This is a genomic window from Rhodoferax sp. GW821-FHT10B06, from assembly GCF_059415605.1.
In genome coordinates, this window is sequence record NZ_JBWKNO010000012.1 from 83,224 (window position 1) to 99,129 (window position 15,906).

The 15,906-nt window shown below is 62.3% G+C and carries 18 protein-coding genes; 10 read left to right on the forward strand and 8 right to left on the reverse strand.

Annotated elements, in window-relative coordinates:
- Positions 1–933 (reverse strand): DUF3034 family protein, encoded by a 933-nt coding sequence (locus AC07O2_RS18050; RefSeq protein WP_495077128.1) that lies wholly within the window; start codon positions 931–933, stop codon positions 1–3.
- 93 nt (positions 934–1,026) lie between these two features.
- Entirely contained in the window at positions 1,027–2,265 is a 1,239-nt protein-coding gene (gene dinB, locus AC07O2_RS18055; RefSeq protein WP_495077129.1) for a DNA polymerase IV, read from the reverse strand.
- 392 nt (positions 2,266–2,657) lie between these two features.
- Between dinB and AC07O2_RS18060 the strand changes: the two genes are divergently transcribed.
- The 5 genes from AC07O2_RS18060 to AC07O2_RS18080 all read left to right on the forward strand — a co-directional run bounded on the left by AC07O2_RS18060 (position 2,658) and on the right by AC07O2_RS18080 (position 5,829).
- Positions 2,658–3,134, forward strand: coding sequence for a hypothetical protein (locus tag AC07O2_RS18060; RefSeq protein ID WP_495077130.1), 477 nt, complete (start codon positions 2,658–2,660; stop codon positions 3,132–3,134).
- A 56-nt stretch (positions 3,135–3,190) separates the two neighbouring features.
- The gene (locus tag AC07O2_RS18065) at positions 3,191–3,439 is read left to right on the forward strand and encodes a hypothetical protein (RefSeq protein WP_495077131.1); all 249 of its coding nucleotides are present in this window, start codon (positions 3,191–3,193) and stop codon (positions 3,437–3,439) included.
- A 265-nt stretch (positions 3,440–3,704) separates the two neighbouring features.
- Positions 3,705–4,277, forward strand: a complete 573-nt coding sequence (locus tag AC07O2_RS18070) for an Lcl domain-containing protein (protein WP_495077132.1) — start codon at positions 3,705–3,707, stop codon at positions 4,275–4,277.
- A 134-nt stretch (positions 4,278–4,411) separates the two neighbouring features.
- Complete coding sequence (locus AC07O2_RS18075) at positions 4,412–4,867, forward strand: hypothetical protein (protein WP_495077133.1); 456 nt, start codon at positions 4,412–4,414, stop codon at positions 4,865–4,867.
- An 8-nt stretch (positions 4,868–4,875) separates the two neighbouring features.
- The gene (locus tag AC07O2_RS18080) at positions 4,876–5,829 is read left to right on the forward strand and encodes an alpha/beta hydrolase (protein ID WP_495077134.1); all 954 of its coding nucleotides are present in this window, start codon (positions 4,876–4,878) and stop codon (positions 5,827–5,829) included.
- Here the strand turns inward: AC07O2_RS18080 and AC07O2_RS18085 are convergent.
- The gene (locus AC07O2_RS18085; protein ID WP_495077135.1) at positions 5,812–6,720 is read right to left on the reverse strand and encodes a YihY/virulence factor BrkB family protein; all 909 of its coding nucleotides are present in this window, start codon (positions 6,718–6,720) and stop codon (positions 5,812–5,814) included. The genes AC07O2_RS18080 and AC07O2_RS18085 overlap by 18 nt on opposite strands.
- Before the next feature lie 211 nt (positions 6,721–6,931).
- On the opposite strand from AC07O2_RS18085, the gene AC07O2_RS18090 reads away from it, so the two are divergent.
- The 4 genes from AC07O2_RS18090 (at position 6,932) to AC07O2_RS18105 (ending at position 10,039) form a co-directional block, all read left to right on the forward strand.
- On the forward strand, positions 6,932–7,507 hold the full coding sequence (locus AC07O2_RS18090) for a BON domain-containing protein (protein WP_495077136.1): 576 nt from the start codon (positions 6,932–6,934) through the stop codon (positions 7,505–7,507).
- Between the two features lie 292 nt (positions 7,508–7,799).
- Positions 7,800–8,711 (forward strand): transglutaminase-like domain-containing protein, encoded by a 912-nt coding sequence (locus tag AC07O2_RS18095; protein ID WP_495077137.1) that lies wholly within the window; start codon positions 7,800–7,802, stop codon positions 8,709–8,711.
- Positions 8,712–8,737: 26 nt separating this feature from the next.
- Positions 8,738–9,109 (forward strand): DUF4398 domain-containing protein, encoded by a 372-nt coding sequence (locus AC07O2_RS18100; protein WP_495077138.1) that lies wholly within the window; start codon positions 8,738–8,740, stop codon positions 9,107–9,109.
- An 18-nt stretch (positions 9,110–9,127) separates the two neighbouring features.
- A complete protein-coding gene (locus AC07O2_RS18105) occupies positions 9,128–10,039 on the forward strand; it encodes an OmpA family protein (protein ID WP_495077139.1) in 912 nt (303 codons plus the stop codon).
- 70 nt (positions 10,040–10,109) lie between these two features.
- Here AC07O2_RS18105 and AC07O2_RS18110 read toward each other — a convergent pair whose 3' ends face one another.
- Genes AC07O2_RS18110 through AC07O2_RS18125 form a run of 4 tightly spaced genes read right to left on the reverse strand, consistent with a single transcriptional unit; the run spans position 10,110 to position 13,366 of the window.
- Complete coding sequence (locus AC07O2_RS18110) at positions 10,110–10,640, reverse strand: dihydrofolate reductase (protein ID WP_495077140.1); 531 nt, start codon at positions 10,638–10,640, stop codon at positions 10,110–10,112.
- Entirely contained in the window at positions 10,604–11,443 is an 840-nt protein-coding gene (locus tag AC07O2_RS18115) for a thymidylate synthase (protein ID WP_495077141.1), read from the reverse strand. Before AC07O2_RS18115 ends, AC07O2_RS18110 begins: the two co-directional genes overlap by 37 nt.
- A 32-nt stretch (positions 11,444–11,475) precedes the next feature.
- Positions 11,476–12,972, reverse strand: a complete 1,497-nt coding sequence (locus tag AC07O2_RS18120; protein ID WP_495077142.1) for an FAD-binding oxidoreductase — start codon at positions 12,970–12,972, stop codon at positions 11,476–11,478.
- A gap of 13 nt (positions 12,973–12,985) precedes the next feature.
- Entirely contained in the window at positions 12,986–13,366 is a 381-nt protein-coding gene (locus AC07O2_RS18125) for a DUF2069 domain-containing protein (protein WP_495077143.1), read from the reverse strand.
- A gap of 21 nt (positions 13,367–13,387) precedes the next feature.
- Here AC07O2_RS18125 and AC07O2_RS18130 point away from each other — a divergent pair, with 21 nt between their 5' ends.
- The gene (locus AC07O2_RS18130; protein ID WP_495077144.1) at positions 13,388–14,665 is read left to right on the forward strand and encodes a YihY family inner membrane protein; all 1,278 of its coding nucleotides are present in this window, start codon (positions 13,388–13,390) and stop codon (positions 14,663–14,665) included.
- Between the two features lie 251 nt (positions 14,666–14,916).
- Here AC07O2_RS18130 and AC07O2_RS18135 read toward each other — a convergent pair whose 3' ends face one another.
- On the reverse strand, positions 14,917–15,555 hold the full coding sequence (locus AC07O2_RS18135; RefSeq protein ID WP_495077145.1) for a LysE family translocator: 639 nt from the start codon (positions 15,553–15,555) through the stop codon (positions 14,917–14,919).
- Positions 15,556–15,906 lie beyond the last annotated feature (351 nt).

Genomic DNA, 15,906 nt, shown 5'->3' on the forward strand with positions numbered 1-15,906 from the left:
TCAGAATGCGATCTGGGCCGACAGATAGGCCCCGGTCTGTTTGCGGTCGGACGTGACGCCCGGCACGATGCGCCCCAGATCCACATAGGCCAGGGTCAACGACAGGTTCTTGCTGGGCGCCCAGGCGACGAACACATCGGCCCAGTTGTCCTCGCGCAGCGCCGAGCCCAGGCCGGCGGCCGCGCCCAGCGCTTCCAGGTTGTTCGGTTTGAAGCGGTACTCGGCACCCAGGGCCAGGTTTTTGCTCAACAGATAGGCCACCGACACTTCAGGCTGCAGGCTGCGCTGGTTTTTGCCTGGCGCGGCCGAGCCAAAGCCCAGCAGGCCGTTCTGGTTGGCATTGGTGCTGCGCAGTGTGGTGTTGACCAACAGGCCCTGCGCCAGGAAGAGCTTGGTGGCGCTGACATACAGGTCGGTGCCGCTGCGTTGGGTGCCCAGAAAGTCCAGCACCGAGCCCAGCGAGCCGGGGTGCACGGTCTTGTGCTCCAGGCCCACGGCGATCTGCGGCATCCAGCTGTCGCTGTCCAGCACCGCGTCGCCCGCCAAGCGGACCTTGGCGCCCAGAATGTCCATCTTGATGTGCTGGCCCGGCGTGACGCCAAAGGCGGCAATGCTGTTCAGCGCCAACGCTGGCGATGCGTCAAAGTCCTGCTGCGCGATCGACAGCTCCACCCGGTCATGGATGCCGACGGCCGCGCTGGCGACGGTCAGGCCGTAGTCCTGGGTGTGCAGGCGGGTGATGGCCGCGCTGGCGCCGATTTCGCGCTCGGTCGCATTGCTGCCAATCACGGCCCAAGGCCCCAGGCCGCCGCCGGCTGTACCGTCGATGCTGCTGACTCCGCCGGTCAGTAGCAGCTTGCCGGTATCGGCCAGCGCCCACGGGCTGCACAGAGCTAGTGCAGCCAGGACCAGCGTGGGGTATTTTTGTCTCATAAAAGCTTCCGAAGCTGCAGGCGACACAGAATAACGTAAAGCTACATTCGGATACAGAAGCAATAACGCAAGGCCCGGTGCTTCGGCCCATGCCTAAAACAGCCAGCCTGTCTGTGCTTCCAAATGGATAGCTGCTCGTGCAGGTACTACCTGCGCTGGAGGCATATTTTTATCTGAACTATCCGGGGCGGCATCGCGCTTGCTCAGTGACCCCACCCGCACGCCCAGCAGCCGCAGCCGTTTGTCCAGCGGCGCACGCTTCAGACATTGGCCTGCGGCCTGGCGTATGCGCACGGCATCGTCCGTGGGCAGGCTCAGCGTGTGGTCGCGCGTGGCGATCTTGAAGTCGTCATAGCGCAGCTTGATGCCGATCGTCTTGCCCACATAGCCCTTGCGCTGCAGGTCAGCGGCCACCTGTTCGCACAGCCGGGTGAACACCGCGCCCAGCTCGGCCCGGTCTTTGACGGCGTGCAGGTCACGGTCAAAGGTGGTTTCGCGGCTCATGGACACGGGTTCGCTCTCGGTCACCACCGGACGCGTATCGCGACCATGGGCGGCCTCATGCATCCAGGCACCATAGGCCTTGCCGAAATGGCCCACCAGCCACTGCGGTTCGGCCGCGGCCAGCTCGCCAATCGTCTGTATGCCCAGGCCCGCCAGCTTCTCGCCGGCCTTGGGGCCTATGCCGTTGATCTTGCGGCAACTCAGCGGCCAGATCAGGGTCTGCACATCGCTTTCATGGACCACGGAGATGCCGTTGGGCTTGTTGAATTCGCTGGCCATCTTGGCGATCAGCTTGTTGGGCGCCACGCCTACCGAGCAGGTCAGGCCGGTGGCGTCTTGTATGGCCTTCTGGATCAGCCGGGCCAGCACCCGCCCGCCCTCGCGCTGGCCGCCAGGCACCTCGGTGAAGTCTAGGTAGATCTCGTCCACCCCGCGGTCTTCCATCACCGGCACGATGCTGGTGGCAATTGATTTGAACTGGCGCGAATAGCGGCGGATTTCCTCAAAGTCCACCGGCAGCAAGATCGCCTGCGGACACAGCTTGGCTGCCTTCATCAGGCCCATGGCCGAGCCCACGCCAAACTGCCGCGCCGCGTAGGTGGCGGTGGTGATCACGCCGCGCCCCACATAATCCTTTAGTAGCGGAAACGCCGCCACCGGAATGTCTGCCAAGGCGCCGCCATGCGCCAGCCGCAAAGCCTCGTCCTCCTTGCGCCGCCCGCCGCCAATCACCACCGGCAAGCCCTTGAGCTGCGGGTAGCGCAGCAGCTCCACGGAGGCGTAGAACGCGTCCATGTCGAGGTGGGCGATGCGGCGAGGGCTGTGCATTTAAACAGTATAAAGATGTTGTGGATTGTTTCTGTGGCGCTTGCAACCCGTCAAGGGAAGTCACCTGGTATTTGTGGGCGTTGGTTTGCGGCTGCTAGGGCCCGTGTCACATGGCCTGGCGTGGGCCGGGCTTGTTGGGTTCACGCGGCACATACCGAAGATGGCTGCGATGCGTAGCACCGGGACATAATTTGGATATGTTGGCTGGGTGGGATCAGAGAGCCCCTAATGCATCCCTTGATCCAACGCCGTTTCTGGGCGTGGAGTCAGTCCAACAAGGCGAAAGCGCCATGCATAAAAATCACCTTTTTCTTGCATCGTTGCTGGGCCGATAAGCGCTATTTTTAGGCTTCATTAATCTATTCGTTACCACCTCTACCGGGAGCATCTTCTTGAGCATTCAAAATAACGTTGGCATAGTGGTCGCATCTGTTGCCATTCTTGTTTCTGGTTGTGCCAGCACGTCCCCAACAACTACAAACACAAACGCAGGTACTGGCGTTGGCGCGCAGCCAACTCCTTTAGTGGCTGAAGTGCCAGCGCTGCAGGTCACAATTGACTGCGGTACTTGTGCGGTTAAGTCCACCATTCCGAGTCTCATTGTTGAGGGCTACAACGAGGCTGCGAGTAAGGCAGGGCGCAAAGTTTCTAAGGTGAATTACGCCAACCTCACCATCAAAGAGTACGTAGCCCGGGGAGATGCAGCCAGATTCCTGGCCGGCGCTTTTGCAGGCAAAGATGAGATCAAGGCAGTCATTGCCTATCAAGGCAAAAACTACGCCGTTGAAGACTACTATCGAAATGCATGGCTTGGTATTGATACGCTGGCAAAGAAGATCGGTGAGATGAGTTATGCGGAGCTGAAGTAGGCGTACCTGAGATCTTGCATAACACCACTACGTTGAGGCATTGAAAGGAACTTGCATTGCGCAAAATCTCGGTGGTCGTTGGAGGGCTCGCTGCCGCAGTGCTCGGTTGGGCCATGTGGCTGCTGCTCATATCACTGCACTTCTACTTCAGCGCCGAATACGCACCAAACTCCGCGGCAATGCCAAGCCACACTGCTGGCGGCGTGGAGGCAGATGGCTCGGGTATCCTGCTGCCCGCCATGCTGCTAGGCGCCGTCGGGGTGTTTCTGATGAAATTCGCAATCAATTTGTGGCGTAAGCCTTAAGCCCTTGAACTGATTCTTAGGGTGAACAGTCTTTTTCGTGCATAGGGGCACAGGGATGCGGCAATTGGTTTATTAAACAAAACCTGACTCAGCGCAAGGAAAACATGGGTAAGAGGCTACGAAAATAAGAGCAAATTGGGTGCGGAATATTCTGCGCAAAAAATGCCCGCGCCATAGTGCCCATCGCTTGGATGCGGGGTTTCCAGAAACTTTGTTGCTCTGCGTGTGCAGGATTTTGTGAAGCAGCTCCAACCAGACAATGCGTATGCACTATTACTCCCACGTCGCTGCCTCGTTGCTGTGCTTCGTCGCCATGCAGTCCGCCCAGGCAGCCAGCCCGGAGGAATCGCCCAGCCTGGTGGTGTCCAAGGACGGCAGCTTTGTGTTTGACATGCAAAGCAGGCTGGCGTGGGCGCGCTGTGTGGAGGGTATGCAGTGGAGCGGTCAAACCTGTGTGGGCGATCCCAAGCTCGTCAGCTATGCCGAAGCGCGCGTGCTGGCGAGCGCGCGTGCCAAGGCAGACGACGCATGTTGGCGTGTACCGGGTGTCAAGGAGCTGCAGCACTTGATCGGCAAAGGCGAGGCTGCGGCACAGGGGGCCAAGGCCTTGTTTCCCTCGGCGCCGCCGGAGTGGTACTGGACGGCCTCGGCCAGCATCGATAGCAGGTCGGTCAACCCCTACGACTACAAGAACATCCAGAAGGGCGTGACGGAGCAGAACGCCAACCGCCTGGCGTTCTTGCATGGCTGGGTGGTGAATGTGCAAACCGGGGTGGTGCGCGGCGACGTGGCGCGTAGCACGAAGCTGCCCGTCCGCTTGGTGTGCACGGTGAAGTGACTCCTGTGGTTGGGCTTTCATGGCACACTGTTCGGCCGATTGCTGCATCGTTAACAGGCGCAACTGCCGTGGGGTGGATGCGTTTCGTTAGGCAAGCTGCAGCGTAATCCTGACACCCCTTCTGGGAGCGTCGTATGAACCACGCCCTTGATCAACTCGCAAAAGAAGTCGCTCTGCATGAGCCTGCCAACGAGCGTTTGCGGCTCGCGTTTGGGTATGCCTGCGCGATGCGGATCAAGCACCTGCTCGAAGAGCCAGATGTGGAGAAATGCCTGCGCGGGCTCGGTGCCTATTTGTCCGGGTCTGTCGATCGCGACGGTTGGTGTGAGCTTGTCGTCGAAGCCGCGCGTTTGGCAAACCACCATCAAGGCTCCAAGTCAATCGACGGTTGTGGCCATGCCGCAGTTTCTGCCACCTACGCTGTAGCCAAGGCAATCGAAGGTAAGGCATTGGAGGCAGCCAGCTATGCTGCATACGCTGCGGTTTACGCTCAGGGTGGCTATGCGGCGGTGGCCGAACGCGGGTCTTTTGAGCCCGAGTTCCAGTGGCAACTTGGCATGCTTGCTGCATTGGTGAGCCAAACCGTATGAGGCCGTTTATGAACCCACCATCTTTGCTTTGGCTGGTACTGCGAACCGGTGTTTGTCTGCTGGCATTTTGCGCCGCCGCCCAGGCCGGCCTGCTGCGCGACCGCCTGCTGGAGCGGCGCGCGGTGCAGCAGGAGCAGGGCCTGGAGGACGACGGCCCAGTGGGCACGGTGACGCTGCCTGCCGGCGTCCGCGTGCTGCGCGATGTGGCCTATGGCCCGGATGCACTGCAGCGCATGGATGTCTACCTGCCGGCCCAGCCGGTGGGGGCACCGGTGCTGTTCATGGTGCACGGTGGGGCCTGGCGGGTGGGGGACAAGGGCGCGGCGACGGTGGTGCAGAACAAGCTGGCGCGCTGGGTGGGCCAGGGCTTTATCTTCGTGTCGGTGAACTACCGCATGCTGCCGCAGGCCGATGTGCGGGTGCAGGCCCAGGACGTGGCGCACGCCCTGGCCGTGGCCCAGCAGCAGGCGGCGGGCTGGGGTGGCGACGCTGGCAAGTTCATCTTGCTTGGGCATTCGGCCGGGGCGCATTTGGTGGCCTTATTGGACGCCGCGCCGACCCTGGCGCCGGGCGTGCGCCCCTGGCTGGGTACGGTGGCCTTGGACAGTGCGGCACTGGACGTGGTGCAGATCATGCAGGCGCGGCATATGCGCCTGTACGACACGGCTTTTGGCAGCGACCCTGTGTTTTGGCGTCAGGTGTCGCCAGCAGATGTGCTGCAGACGTCCGCGGCTCCGCTGCTGGCCGTATGTTCCACCCGGCGCAGCGACTCATGCGCGCAGGCACGGCAGTTTGTGGGCCGGGCCACCGCGCTGGGTGTACGCGCCAGCGTGCTGGGCCAAGATCTGTCACACCGTGATATCAACCAGCAATTGGGGTTGGAGAGTGGCTATACCCGCGCGGTGGAGTCCTTCATGGGCGGGCTGGACGTGGGTGTGCAGCGCCTATTGGCTGCGCGTTGATGCAATGGCCGTGGCTGCTCGCGAGCCGAAGGTATTGGCATAGCCCCAGGTGAATTCGGCGCCCAGCAGAAAGATCTGCGCCGAGTAGTACACCCACAGCAAGATCACCACCAGCGAGCCCGCCGCACCGTAGGCCGATGTCACACCGCTGCGACCCACATACAGGCCGATCAGCGACTTGCCCACGGTGAACAGCAAGGCTGTGAAGATAGCGCCAATCCATACGTCCTTCCATTCTACGCGGGCGTTGGGCATGAGCTTGTAAATCAGGGCGAACATGGCGGCTACCAGGGCAAAGCCACCCACCGCATTGGCCACGGCGGCCACCAGGAACCAGCCGCCGAATACCGGCTCCAGCCAGCGCTCGGTGGCGGTCAGCCCGGCGCTGACTACCAGGGACACCATCAGCAAGAAGCCAATGGCCAGGATCATGCCGAAGGACAGCAGGCGCGCCCGCACCAGCGCGATCCAGCCACGCGTGGTGCCCTGCGCAGGCACGCGCCAGATGCGGTTCAGCGCGTTTTGCAGTTCGCCGAATACCGAGGTGGCGCCGATGAACAGCAGGGCCAGGCCCAGCAGCGTGGCCAGCGTGCCCTCTGTCGGTTTGTGCACGCTGACCAGCAGGCTCTGCACGGCGGCAGCGCCTTGGTCGCCCATGAAGGACTGCAGCTGCGCCGCGATCTCACCGCGCGCAGCGGTCTCGCCAAACACCAGACCGGCCACCGAGATGGCGATCAGCAACATGGGTGCCAGTGAAAACAGCGTGTAGTAGGCCAGGGCCGCACCCATGCTGGACGCGTAGTCATTCACCCAGGATTGCGCCACCTGGGTGATCAGTTTCCAGCTGCTGCGGGCCGTCAAGGGAGTGGTGGCAGGGGGCGCGGTATTCATCTGGCTGCATCGTCGCGTAAATGGTCGCCATAGCCTACCAGCCACGGGCGCTCGGCGCTGTCAGACGTTGCCTACAGAGCAGCGTGTGTAGGAGTCGGCTTACAGGCAGGCCGCCCCTGAACTGATACAAATTTGCCAGCTGCCGGCCAACAATCATTGCATAGCTCGCCGTGACCAGAACGGCATTTATCCGAGATCAGAAAGAGACCTTATGCAGACCCAATTAGAACGTTACGCCTCCAAAGTCTTGTTGACCACAGCCATCTCCATGTCCCTCATGGCCTGCAGCAAACCGGTAGACACGGCTGCCAGCACATCCAACACCACCGTGGGCACCGAGATCGACGACACCGTGGTCACAGCCAGCGTGCGTTCTGCCTTGCTGGCCGACCCCGAAGTGAAGAGCCTGGACGTCAAAGTGGAAACCCGCAAGGGCGAGGTGCAGCTCAGCGGCTTTGTGGACAACCTGGCCCAGGTCGAACGCATCAGCGCCATCGTCAAGGGGGTTCAGGGCGTCAAGACCATAGACAACAAAATGACGATGAAGGCCAGCGACACTACGGTGGGCAACAAGGTGGACGACGCCATCGTCACCACCCGCGTCAAGGCCGCACTGCTGGCCGACGAAAGCGTGAAGAGTTTCGACATTGCTGTGGTGACCCGTAAGGGCGAGGTCCAGCTCAGCGGCTTTGTGGACAACCAGGGCCAGATCGACCGCGCATTGCAGGTGGCCCGCGCCGTGGAAGATGTGCACAGCGTCAACAACCAGATGACCCTGAAGAAGTAGCGCCTTCGCGCGCGCGGATAGGACCATCTGACCGCGCCGCGTTACCCGCCACCCCTTGGTACAGCCAGCGGGTGGTTTTTTTGCGTTTGGAACCTGTTCAAGGTCTTTGGTCGCGCCTTGCGTTGCATATATGGCAAGCCCTGGATGCTATAGAAAATGAAGCAAAAAAGCTAAACCATGTAGGCGCTTGGCTATGGTCGCTTGTTGTGCTTGTCCTACCGTAGGCCGCGTTGGTGTCCGCTTCTGGGCCTGGGGGCTTCTGCCTAGACTGGCCGCATACCAACGCACCACCATGACCACCACCCAGATTCCTTCCAAGCCTCCTGCCGTACGGCTCCAGTTTTCAATCAGCTTGGACTACGCCATCACGGCGCCTGCGTGCGATTTCATCTTCAATATCCATGCGGCCCAGACCTCGCACCAGACGGTAGTGGCGGAGGTACTGAAGATCAGCCAGCCCGTACCCCATAAGCTGTATACCGACCCCGTGACGCAAAACCGCTATCTGCGGCTGACCGCCACCACCGGCGCGCTGAACGTGCACTACGAGGCGACGGTGGAGCTGGCCCATTTCACCGCGCTGCCAGAGAACATCCCTGAGGTCGGTGTGGCCGATATTCCGGGCGAGGTGCTGCAGTACCTATACCCCAGCCGCTACTGCCCATCCGACCGCCTGCACCGCCTGGCCATCAATGAATTTGGCGAGTTGCCGCCTGGCTACAGCCGGGTTGAGGCCATCCACAATTGGGTCACCAGCCGTATCAACTTCCGTTCCAACTCGTCCGATGGCAACACCACGGCTATCGACACCCTGGTGGACCGGGTTGGCGTGTGCCGCGACTTCGCGCATCTGATGGTCGCGCTGTGCCGCGCCGTCAGCATTCCGGCGCGCTTCACCACCGGCATCGACTACGGTGCCGACCCTACCCTGGGCCCGACCGATTTCCACGCCTATGTGGAGGTCTTTCTGGGTGACCGTTGGTACATCTTTGACGCCTCTGGCGTAGCCGTTCCCATGGGCTTTGTGCGCCTGGGTATAGGCCGCGACGCCGCCGATTCGGCCTTTGCCACCATGTTTGGCGCGGTCACCGGCAGCGCCCCCGTGGTGCATATCGAGGCCATTCCCAATGCGCTAGGCAAGCTGGTTTTGCCAAGGCACGTAACGCATGGTCTGTCTACCGACGGCCAGGCGCAGGCTTTCTGAATTCCCTTTTTCCACTGGAGATCTCTATGACAAAAATGAACTGGCCCTTGGCCGCGAGTGCTGTTGCCCTGGCACTGCTGTTTGGTTGCAGCAGCATGAAAACCCCGGCCACCGCCGATGTCGCGGTATCCAAAGCCGCGGTAGACAACGCAGCCGGTGCCGGCGGGGCAGAGTTCGCTCCGCTGGAGATGGCCTCGGCCCGCGAAAAAATGACCGCCGCCCAAAAGGCCATGGACAACAAGGACTACAAGCTGGCCGCGGTGCTGGCGAACCAGGCCCAGGCCGATGCCAAGCTGGCCCAGGGTAAAGCCAACTCAGCCAAGTCGCAGGCGGCCGCTGATGCGATGCAAGACAGCGTGCGCGTTCTGCGTGAAGAACTCGACCGCGCCAGCAAGTAAATCCCAAGAAAGAACACCATGAAAAAACTCTACGCCACCCCCGTCGCCCTGGCCCTTGCTGTATTGCTCGGCGCTTGCAGTTCCCTGCCCACCAGCACCAGCCTGCTGGAGCAAACCCGCAGCGACTACCAGTCGGCCCAAGCCAATTCCGATGTCAACCGCTATGCCCCGCTGGAACTGAAGCAGGCCGGCGATGCGCTGGCCCAGGCCAATGCCTCGGCCGACCACAAGGACAAGCCGGAAAAGGTGGATCAGCTGGCCTACCTGGCCAAGCAGAAGATCGCGCTGGCACGTGAAGCCGCTGTCCAGAAGGCGGCCGAAACCGATGTCGTGAAGGCCGGTAAGGAAAGCGACGCACTGCGCCTGCAGCAACGCTCGAACGAAGCCGACCAGGCCAAGGCCAATGCGCTTGCAGCCCAGCAAAATGCACTGGTCGCCCAAGGCGATGCCGCCGATGCCCAGCGCAAGACCGACGAAGCCCGCCGCATCGCCACCGAAGCCCAGGCCCGCAACGCCCAGCTCGAAGCCCAGCTCGCCGACCTGGCCGCCAAGAAAACCGAGCGCGGTATGGTCATCACCCTGGGCGACGTGCTGTTTGGCACCGACCAGGCAAGGCTGACGCCGGACGGCATGCGCACCGCGCAAAAGCTGGCCGACGTGCTGCAGCAGAACCCGCAGCGCAAGGTGCTGGTCGAGGGCTTTACCGACAGCACCGGTGGATCGGCGCACAACCAGGAGTTGTCGGAACGCCGGGCCAATGCGGTACGTGGCGCCTTGCAAGGTATGGGGGTGGCCAATGAGCGTGTGGCCATCCGTGGCTATGGCGAAGCCTATCCGGTGGCGGCCAATGACACGGCGCAGAACCGCCAGATGAACCGCCGCGTGGAAATCGTGCTGTCGGACGACAGTGGCAAGACCCAGCAGCGCTAAAAAACTCTAAGCTTTTTAGGCCGCTAGCGCACATTCCACCTGCGCTAGCTGCTATCAAAAATTTAGTTTTTTAAGCGCCGTGCTGCAGGCGCACAAAGCTGAACGGCAGGCCCGTGCTGCTGGTGTGCGCTTCGCGGCTGGTCTCGGTCCATTCGGGGCCGAAGCTTGGGGCGAATGCATCGCCGTCAAACGCCACACCGATCTCGGTGACCACGGCGGTCTGTGCCAGCGGCAAGGCCTGCGCATAGATCTCGGCGCCGCCTATCACCCAGGCATCGGCATCCGCTGGACACAGGGCCGCGGCGTCCGCGATGGAGCCAGCCCGCAGTGCACCTTCGGCCTGCCAATTGGCTTGCCGCGTCACCACGATATTCACGCGCCCCGGCAGCGGCCGGAAGCGTGGCGGCAGCGAATCCCAGGTCTTGCGGCCCATGATCACCGGGCAGCCCAGCGTGGTGCGCTTGAAGTGCGCCATGTCCTCCGGCAGATGCCAGGGCAGGGCGCCGTTTACGCCGATCACGCCATTCGCGGCGCGCGCAAAAATCAGGTGCAGCTTGGCCATGCTTACACCGCCACCGGCGCCTTGATGGCCGGGTGGCATTGGTAGTCCAGCACCTCGAAGTCTTCAAACTCGTAGCTGAAGATGTCGGCCGGCTTGCGCTTGATATGCAGCGTCGGGTAGGGGTAGGGCGTGCGGCTCAGCTGCTCGTTCACCTGGTCTACATGGTTGCTGTAGATGTGGCAGTCGCCACCGGTCCAGATGAAGTCGCCCACCGCCAGGTCGCACTGCTGCGCCACCATGTGCGTCAGCAGCGCATAGCTGGCGATGTTGAAGGGCACACCCAAAAAGATATCGGCACTGCGCTGGTACAGCTGGCAGCTGAGCTTGGCCTGTCCTGAGCCTGTCGAAGGGGCCACGTAGAACTGGAAGAATGCATGGCAGGGCATGAGCGCCATCTTGTCCAAGTCGGCCACGTTCCAGGCGCTGACGATGATGCGGCGGCTGTCGGGGTTGGTCTTCAGGGTCTTGATGACTTCGGCGATCTGGTCGATATGCCCGCCCGGATTTTCAGGGGTAGGCTTGGGCCAGCTGCGCCATTGCACACCATACACCGGGCCCAGGCTGCCGTCAGGGCGGGCCCATTCGTCCCAGATGCTGACGCCGCGTTCCTTCAGCCAGTTGTTGTCGCTGCTGCCCTGCAGAAACCACAGCAGCTCCTGGATGATGGAGCGCAGGTGCACCTTCTTGGTGGTGACCAGGGGGAAGCCTTCGTTCAGGTCAAAGCGCATCTGGTGGCCGAACACGCTGCGCGTGCCGGTGCCGGTGCGGTCGGTCTTGGCCACGCCGGTGGTATGCACCAGGCGCATGAAATCTTCGTATTGGGAGCGGATGGGGCGGGTCATAAGACCGCGATTTTAAGTCCCCCGCCAAGACCTTATGGGACCACCACCCGGCCTGGGTTCATGATGTTCTGCGGGTCCAGCGCCTGTTTGATGCCGCGCATCAGCTGCAGCGCCACCGGCGATTTGTAGTGCTCCAGCTGGCCCACCTTCAGGCTGCCCACGCCATGTTCGGCCGAGATTGAGCCGCCGTGCGCGACCACTGCGTCAAAGACGATGGTGTTGACCTCGCCTTCCTTCTCGCGCAGGAACTGGGCCGGGTCACCCTCGGCCGGGGCCTGCACGTTGTAGTGCAGATTGCCGTCGCCCAGGTGGCCGAAGTTGACCAGGCGTACACCCGGTATGCGCTCTTGCAGCAGCAGGTCTGTGCTGCGCACGAATGCGGGGATGCGCGACACCGGGATGGAGATGTCGTGCTTGATGTTCAACCCCTCTTCGGCCTGGGCCATGGAGATGCTTTCGCGCACATGCCACAGGGCATGCGCCTGGGCCAGGTTCTCGGCCACCACAGCATCGGTCACGCAACCTTGCTCCAGCGCCAGTTCCAGCAGGCTTTCGAACTGGGTGCGGGCATGGGTTTCGGACTCGTTGTCCGAGTTCTCCAGCAGCACGCAGTAGGGTACCCCCACGCTCCCCACTTCGTGTGGTTCGCTGCCCCCCGAGGGGGCTGCGCCTGGCTTGGGGCGGCCCGGCGCGGCGGCGGGCGTGTCCAGGTACAGCGGCACGCGTTGCTGCGGGTAGTGTTTGGCCACCAGGCTCAGGGCGAATTGGCCCATCACCTCAAAGCCGGTCAGGCCTGCACCCAGGTGCTGCTGCGCCAGGCCCAGCAGCGTGACGGCTGCGTCCAGGCTGGGCACGGCGGCCCAGGCGGTGAGCTGGGCGGCGGGCTGGGGGTACAGCTTCATGGTGGCGGCGGTGATGATGCCCAGCGTGCCTTCGCTGCCGACGAACAGGTTGCGCAGGTCGTAGCCGGTGTTGTCCTTGCGCAGGCCACTCAGGCCGTCCCATATTTCGCCCTGGGCGGTGACCACTTCCAGGCCCAGGCACAGCTCGCGCGCATTGCCGTAGCGCAGCACCTGGGTGCCACCGGCGTTGGTCGCCAGGTTGCCGCCTATGGTGCAGCTGCCCTCGGCGGCCAGACTCAGCGGAAACAGAAAGCCGGCTTTGTCTGCCGCCTCCTGCAGGCTTTGCAGAATGCAGCCGGCCTCTACCGTCATGGTCAGGTTGGCGCCGTCGATGGCGCGCACCGCGTGCATGCGCTGCAGGCTCAGTACCACTTGCTTGCCCGAGGTGTCGGGCGTGCTGCCGACCACCAGGCCGGTATTGCCGCCTTGGGGCACGATGCTGACACCAGCGGCCGCGCAGGCCTTGACCACGGCAGCCACCTCGGCCGTGCTGCCCGGGCGTACCACGGCTAGCGACTTGCCGCGGCTACGTTTGCGCCAGTCGTTCTCATAGGCGCTGAGGTCGCCTTCGGTCAGTACATATTGCGCGCCAACGGCCTGGCGCAGGCTTTCAAGCAGGTTTTGCATAGGAAGTGAAAAATTAAGTTGCCGGGACCGCGGCCTTGGCATGTTTGAAGCGCAGGCGTACGTGCAGCGCGCAGGCGGCAAACAGACAGACGCACAGCAGTGCCTCGGCCAGCGCGTACCAGCGGCTGGGTGCGGCGTCGCTATAGGCGCGCACCACGCCTTCGGTGAAGTACAGCCATACCATCAGGCTGACCCAGCGGTAGGTGTACATGCGGTTCTTCAGCAGGCCGATCAGCGGCACGCACAGGGGCAGGGCTTTCAGGGCCAGCACCACGCTGCCCGGGCGTAGCGGCGCCAGCACCAGCTCCCATGCCAGGCTGAGCACAATCAGGCCCAGCAGGCTACTTACCGCGACGGCGCGGCTCCATTGCACAGATTGGATGTTCGTAGGCATAGCGATGGCATCATAGCGGCCATGCCTACCCGCCTTATTTCCCGCCTAGCTCCCCGCTTGATCCCCCGCCTTGTCCGCCTGTCCCAGCGTTTTGACCAGTTTCTCAAAGATCTGTCGCAATTCCCCTGGAAAACCACCGCCCATACCTTGCGTGAGCGCTTCCGTGAGGACCGCCTGGGCCTGACGGCCAGCAGCCTGACCTTCACCACCTCGCTGGCCCTGGTGCCATTCTTTACCGTGGCGCTGGCCATCTTTACCGCCTTTCCCATGTTCGGCACGGTGCAAAGCGTGCTGCAGCGCTGGCTGGTGCAAAGCCTGATCCCGGACAGCATTGCGCGCCAGGTGCTCGGCTATATGACCCAGTTCGCCAGCAAGGCCAGCAAGCTGGGTAGCGTAGGTCTGGCAGCGGTGCTGTTCACCGCCCTGGCCTTGATACTGACCATAGACCGCACGCTGAACGCCATCTGGCGCGTGCGTCGCGCCCGGCCACTGGGCCAGCGGGTGCTGATCTACTGGGCCGCCATCACCCTGGGGCCGCTGCTATTGGGCGCCAGCCTGGCGTTGACTTCCTATGTTCTGTCGGCCTCGCGCGACCTGGCCGACAACCTGCCCGGTGGCGTGCGCTTTTTGTTCAGCCTGTTGCAGATGGGCCTGCTGGCCGCCGGCATGGCGGCGCTGTACCGCTTTGTGCCGAACACCCGCGTTAAATGGGGCCACGCCTGGGTGGGCGGCATCTTTGTGTCCCTGGGCATCGAGGTGGCCAAGCGCCTGCTAACCCTGTACCTGGCCTTTGTGCCCACCTATTCTGTGGTGTACGGCGCGTTTGCCACCTTACCCATCATGCTGATCTGGATCTACCTGGCCTGGGTGATCGTGCTGCTGGGGGCGGTGATTACTGCCTACCTGCCCAGCCTGTTGCAGGGTGTGGCCCGCCGAGCGACCACCCATGGCTGGCATTTTTTGCTGGCCATTGAGGCTCTGCAGCAACTCAGCCGCGCCCAGTCTCGGGGCGAAAAAGGCCTGACCATGGCCCAACTGGGCCAGGCCTTGCAGGTGGACACACTGCACCTGGAGCCTGTGCTGAACACCTTGAGCAGCCTCGATTGGGTGGGCCGGCTCGACGAGGTGGTGGAGCAGGGCGCTCCGCTGCGCGAGCCGCGCCTGCTGCTGCTGGTCAACCCCGACACCACGGCCTTGCTGCCCCTGGTAGAGCAGCTGCTGCTGACGCCCGCGCCCGCTCTGGAAAATTTATGGAAAAAGAGCGACCGACGCAGCATGTGCCTGCGTGATGTGCTCTGAATTCAATAGCATCTAGGTTTCTGTGATGCCTCCGGTTCTCGTGGCATTTGCAGCATTGGCGACAACAAACAAGGTTCGGTGGGACGGCTTAAATGTGCCTCACGAAGGCATGTTCTTGCACCATGGAGAAAGGCTGGCAAGCGCCCTACATGGGGGCGTTCCGGCGGCCGTTACGATTGCGCCAGGACTGTTTGCGTGTTTTCACACAGTCTTGGGCGGCAGTGGCCGTTCGGCGCGGATGAGCGTGAGCGTCAGCGCGCGGGGCGCGTGCCCATGGCCGTGAGCACGCCCAAACCGATAAATGATGTTCCCGCGAGCCGGTTACCCCAGCGGCCGCTCCATGCAGCCCGTTTCAGGCGCGGAGCGACGAGACTTGCCGTTAGTACATAGATGACGTCAGTGCAGCAAGCGAGACCAACGAAAACACCACCGAGCACAACGGTCTGCATCAGCGGGTTGCCATGAGCGTCCATGAACTGCGGCAGGAAGGCGGCGAAGAACAAGGTGGTTTTTGGGTTCAGCAGCGCGACCATGAAGCCATCTCGAAAGACGCGCCGCAAGGGCTGCGCCAGCGCCTGCGGCGTTGCATCGGCGACTGGCGACGCAGTCCTCCACATCCGAATACCGAGATACACGAGGTAGGCGGCGCCGGTCCATTTCACTGCGGTGAAAGCGGCCGATGACACGGCGAACAAGGCGGCCAGGCCGAGCGCAGCTCCCAACGCATTGGAGAGATTGCCAAGCGCGACGCCCAGTACGGATGCAAGACCGCATGCGCGACCCTGCGCCAAAGTACGGGCCACGATGTAGACGACGGCGGGTCCGGGGGTGATAGCCAACACCAGGCTGGCACCAACAAAAGCGAGGAGCAAAGGCGTGTTGGGAAGCATATGAACTCCAAATGTTGAGGTGGCAAGTATCGCTACACCACCGCTATTTATAAGGAACCGCCCTACAGGATACTTGCATAAAGGATGCCTTGCACCTCGTCTTGCAGGCGCGAGTTGCAAGGTCAGCTTCGGAGCAGTGGCAAAGTCGGCCACGGGTCCTAAGCCAACGGTGGGCCTCGCTCTCCACAGTTGTCTGCGATTGTGCTACCTGGCGTTCCCGCGGTCACAACCGCGCCCTGCGAGCGCCCCGATTTCATGTCTTCGTAAGCTATAGTTTCACGAGTACAAGCCTGCCGGGTTTCACGGAATTTTTATACTTGGCTGCTTGTGCAGCAACGTCGTTAAAAATGT

Coding starts and splice junctions, on each gene's coding strand:
- AC07O2_RS18050 (WP_495077128.1), bottom strand. CDS start 933: ATGAGACAAAAATACCCCACGCTGGTCCTGGCTGCACTAGCTCTGTGC.
- dinB (WP_495077129.1), bottom strand. CDS start 2,265: ATGCACAGCCCTCGCCGCATCGCCCACCTCGACATGGACGCGTTCTAC.
- AC07O2_RS18070 (WP_495077132.1), top strand. CDS start 3,705: ATGCACTATTACTCCCACGTCGCTGCCTCGTTGCTGTGCTTCGTCGCC.
- AC07O2_RS18075 (WP_495077133.1), top strand. CDS start 4,412: ATGAACCACGCCCTTGATCAACTCGCAAAAGAAGTCGCTCTGCATGAG.
- AC07O2_RS18080 (WP_495077134.1), top strand. CDS start 4,876: ATGAACCCACCATCTTTGCTTTGGCTGGTACTGCGAACCGGTGTTTGT.
- AC07O2_RS18085 (WP_495077135.1), bottom strand. CDS start 6,720: ATGAATACCGCGCCCCCTGCCACCACTCCCTTGACGGCCCGCAGCAGC.
- AC07O2_RS18090 (WP_495077136.1), top strand. CDS start 6,932: ATGCAGACCCAATTAGAACGTTACGCCTCCAAAGTCTTGTTGACCACA.
- AC07O2_RS18095 (WP_495077137.1), top strand. CDS start 7,800: ATGACCACCACCCAGATTCCTTCCAAGCCTCCTGCCGTACGGCTCCAG.
- AC07O2_RS18100 (WP_495077138.1), top strand. CDS start 8,738: ATGACAAAAATGAACTGGCCCTTGGCCGCGAGTGCTGTTGCCCTGGCA.
- AC07O2_RS18105 (WP_495077139.1), top strand. CDS start 9,128: ATGAAAAAACTCTACGCCACCCCCGTCGCCCTGGCCCTTGCTGTATTG.
- AC07O2_RS18110 (WP_495077140.1), bottom strand. CDS start 10,640: ATGCCACCCGGCCATCAAGGCGCCGGTGGCGGTGTAAGCATGGCCAAG.
- AC07O2_RS18115 (WP_495077141.1), bottom strand. CDS start 11,443: ATGACCCGCCCCATCCGCTCCCAATACGAAGATTTCATGCGCCTGGTG.
- AC07O2_RS18120 (WP_495077142.1), bottom strand. CDS start 12,972: ATGCAAAACCTGCTTGAAAGCCTGCGCCAGGCCGTTGGCGCGCAATAT.
- AC07O2_RS18125 (WP_495077143.1), bottom strand. CDS start 13,366: ATGCCTACGAACATCCAATCTGTGCAATGGAGCCGCGCCGTCGCGGTA.
- AC07O2_RS18130 (WP_495077144.1), top strand. CDS start 13,388: ATGCCTACCCGCCTTATTTCCCGCCTAGCTCCCCGCTTGATCCCCCGC.
- AC07O2_RS18135 (WP_495077145.1), bottom strand. CDS start 15,555: ATGCTTCCCAACACGCCTTTGCTCCTCGCTTTTGTTGGTGCCAGCCTG.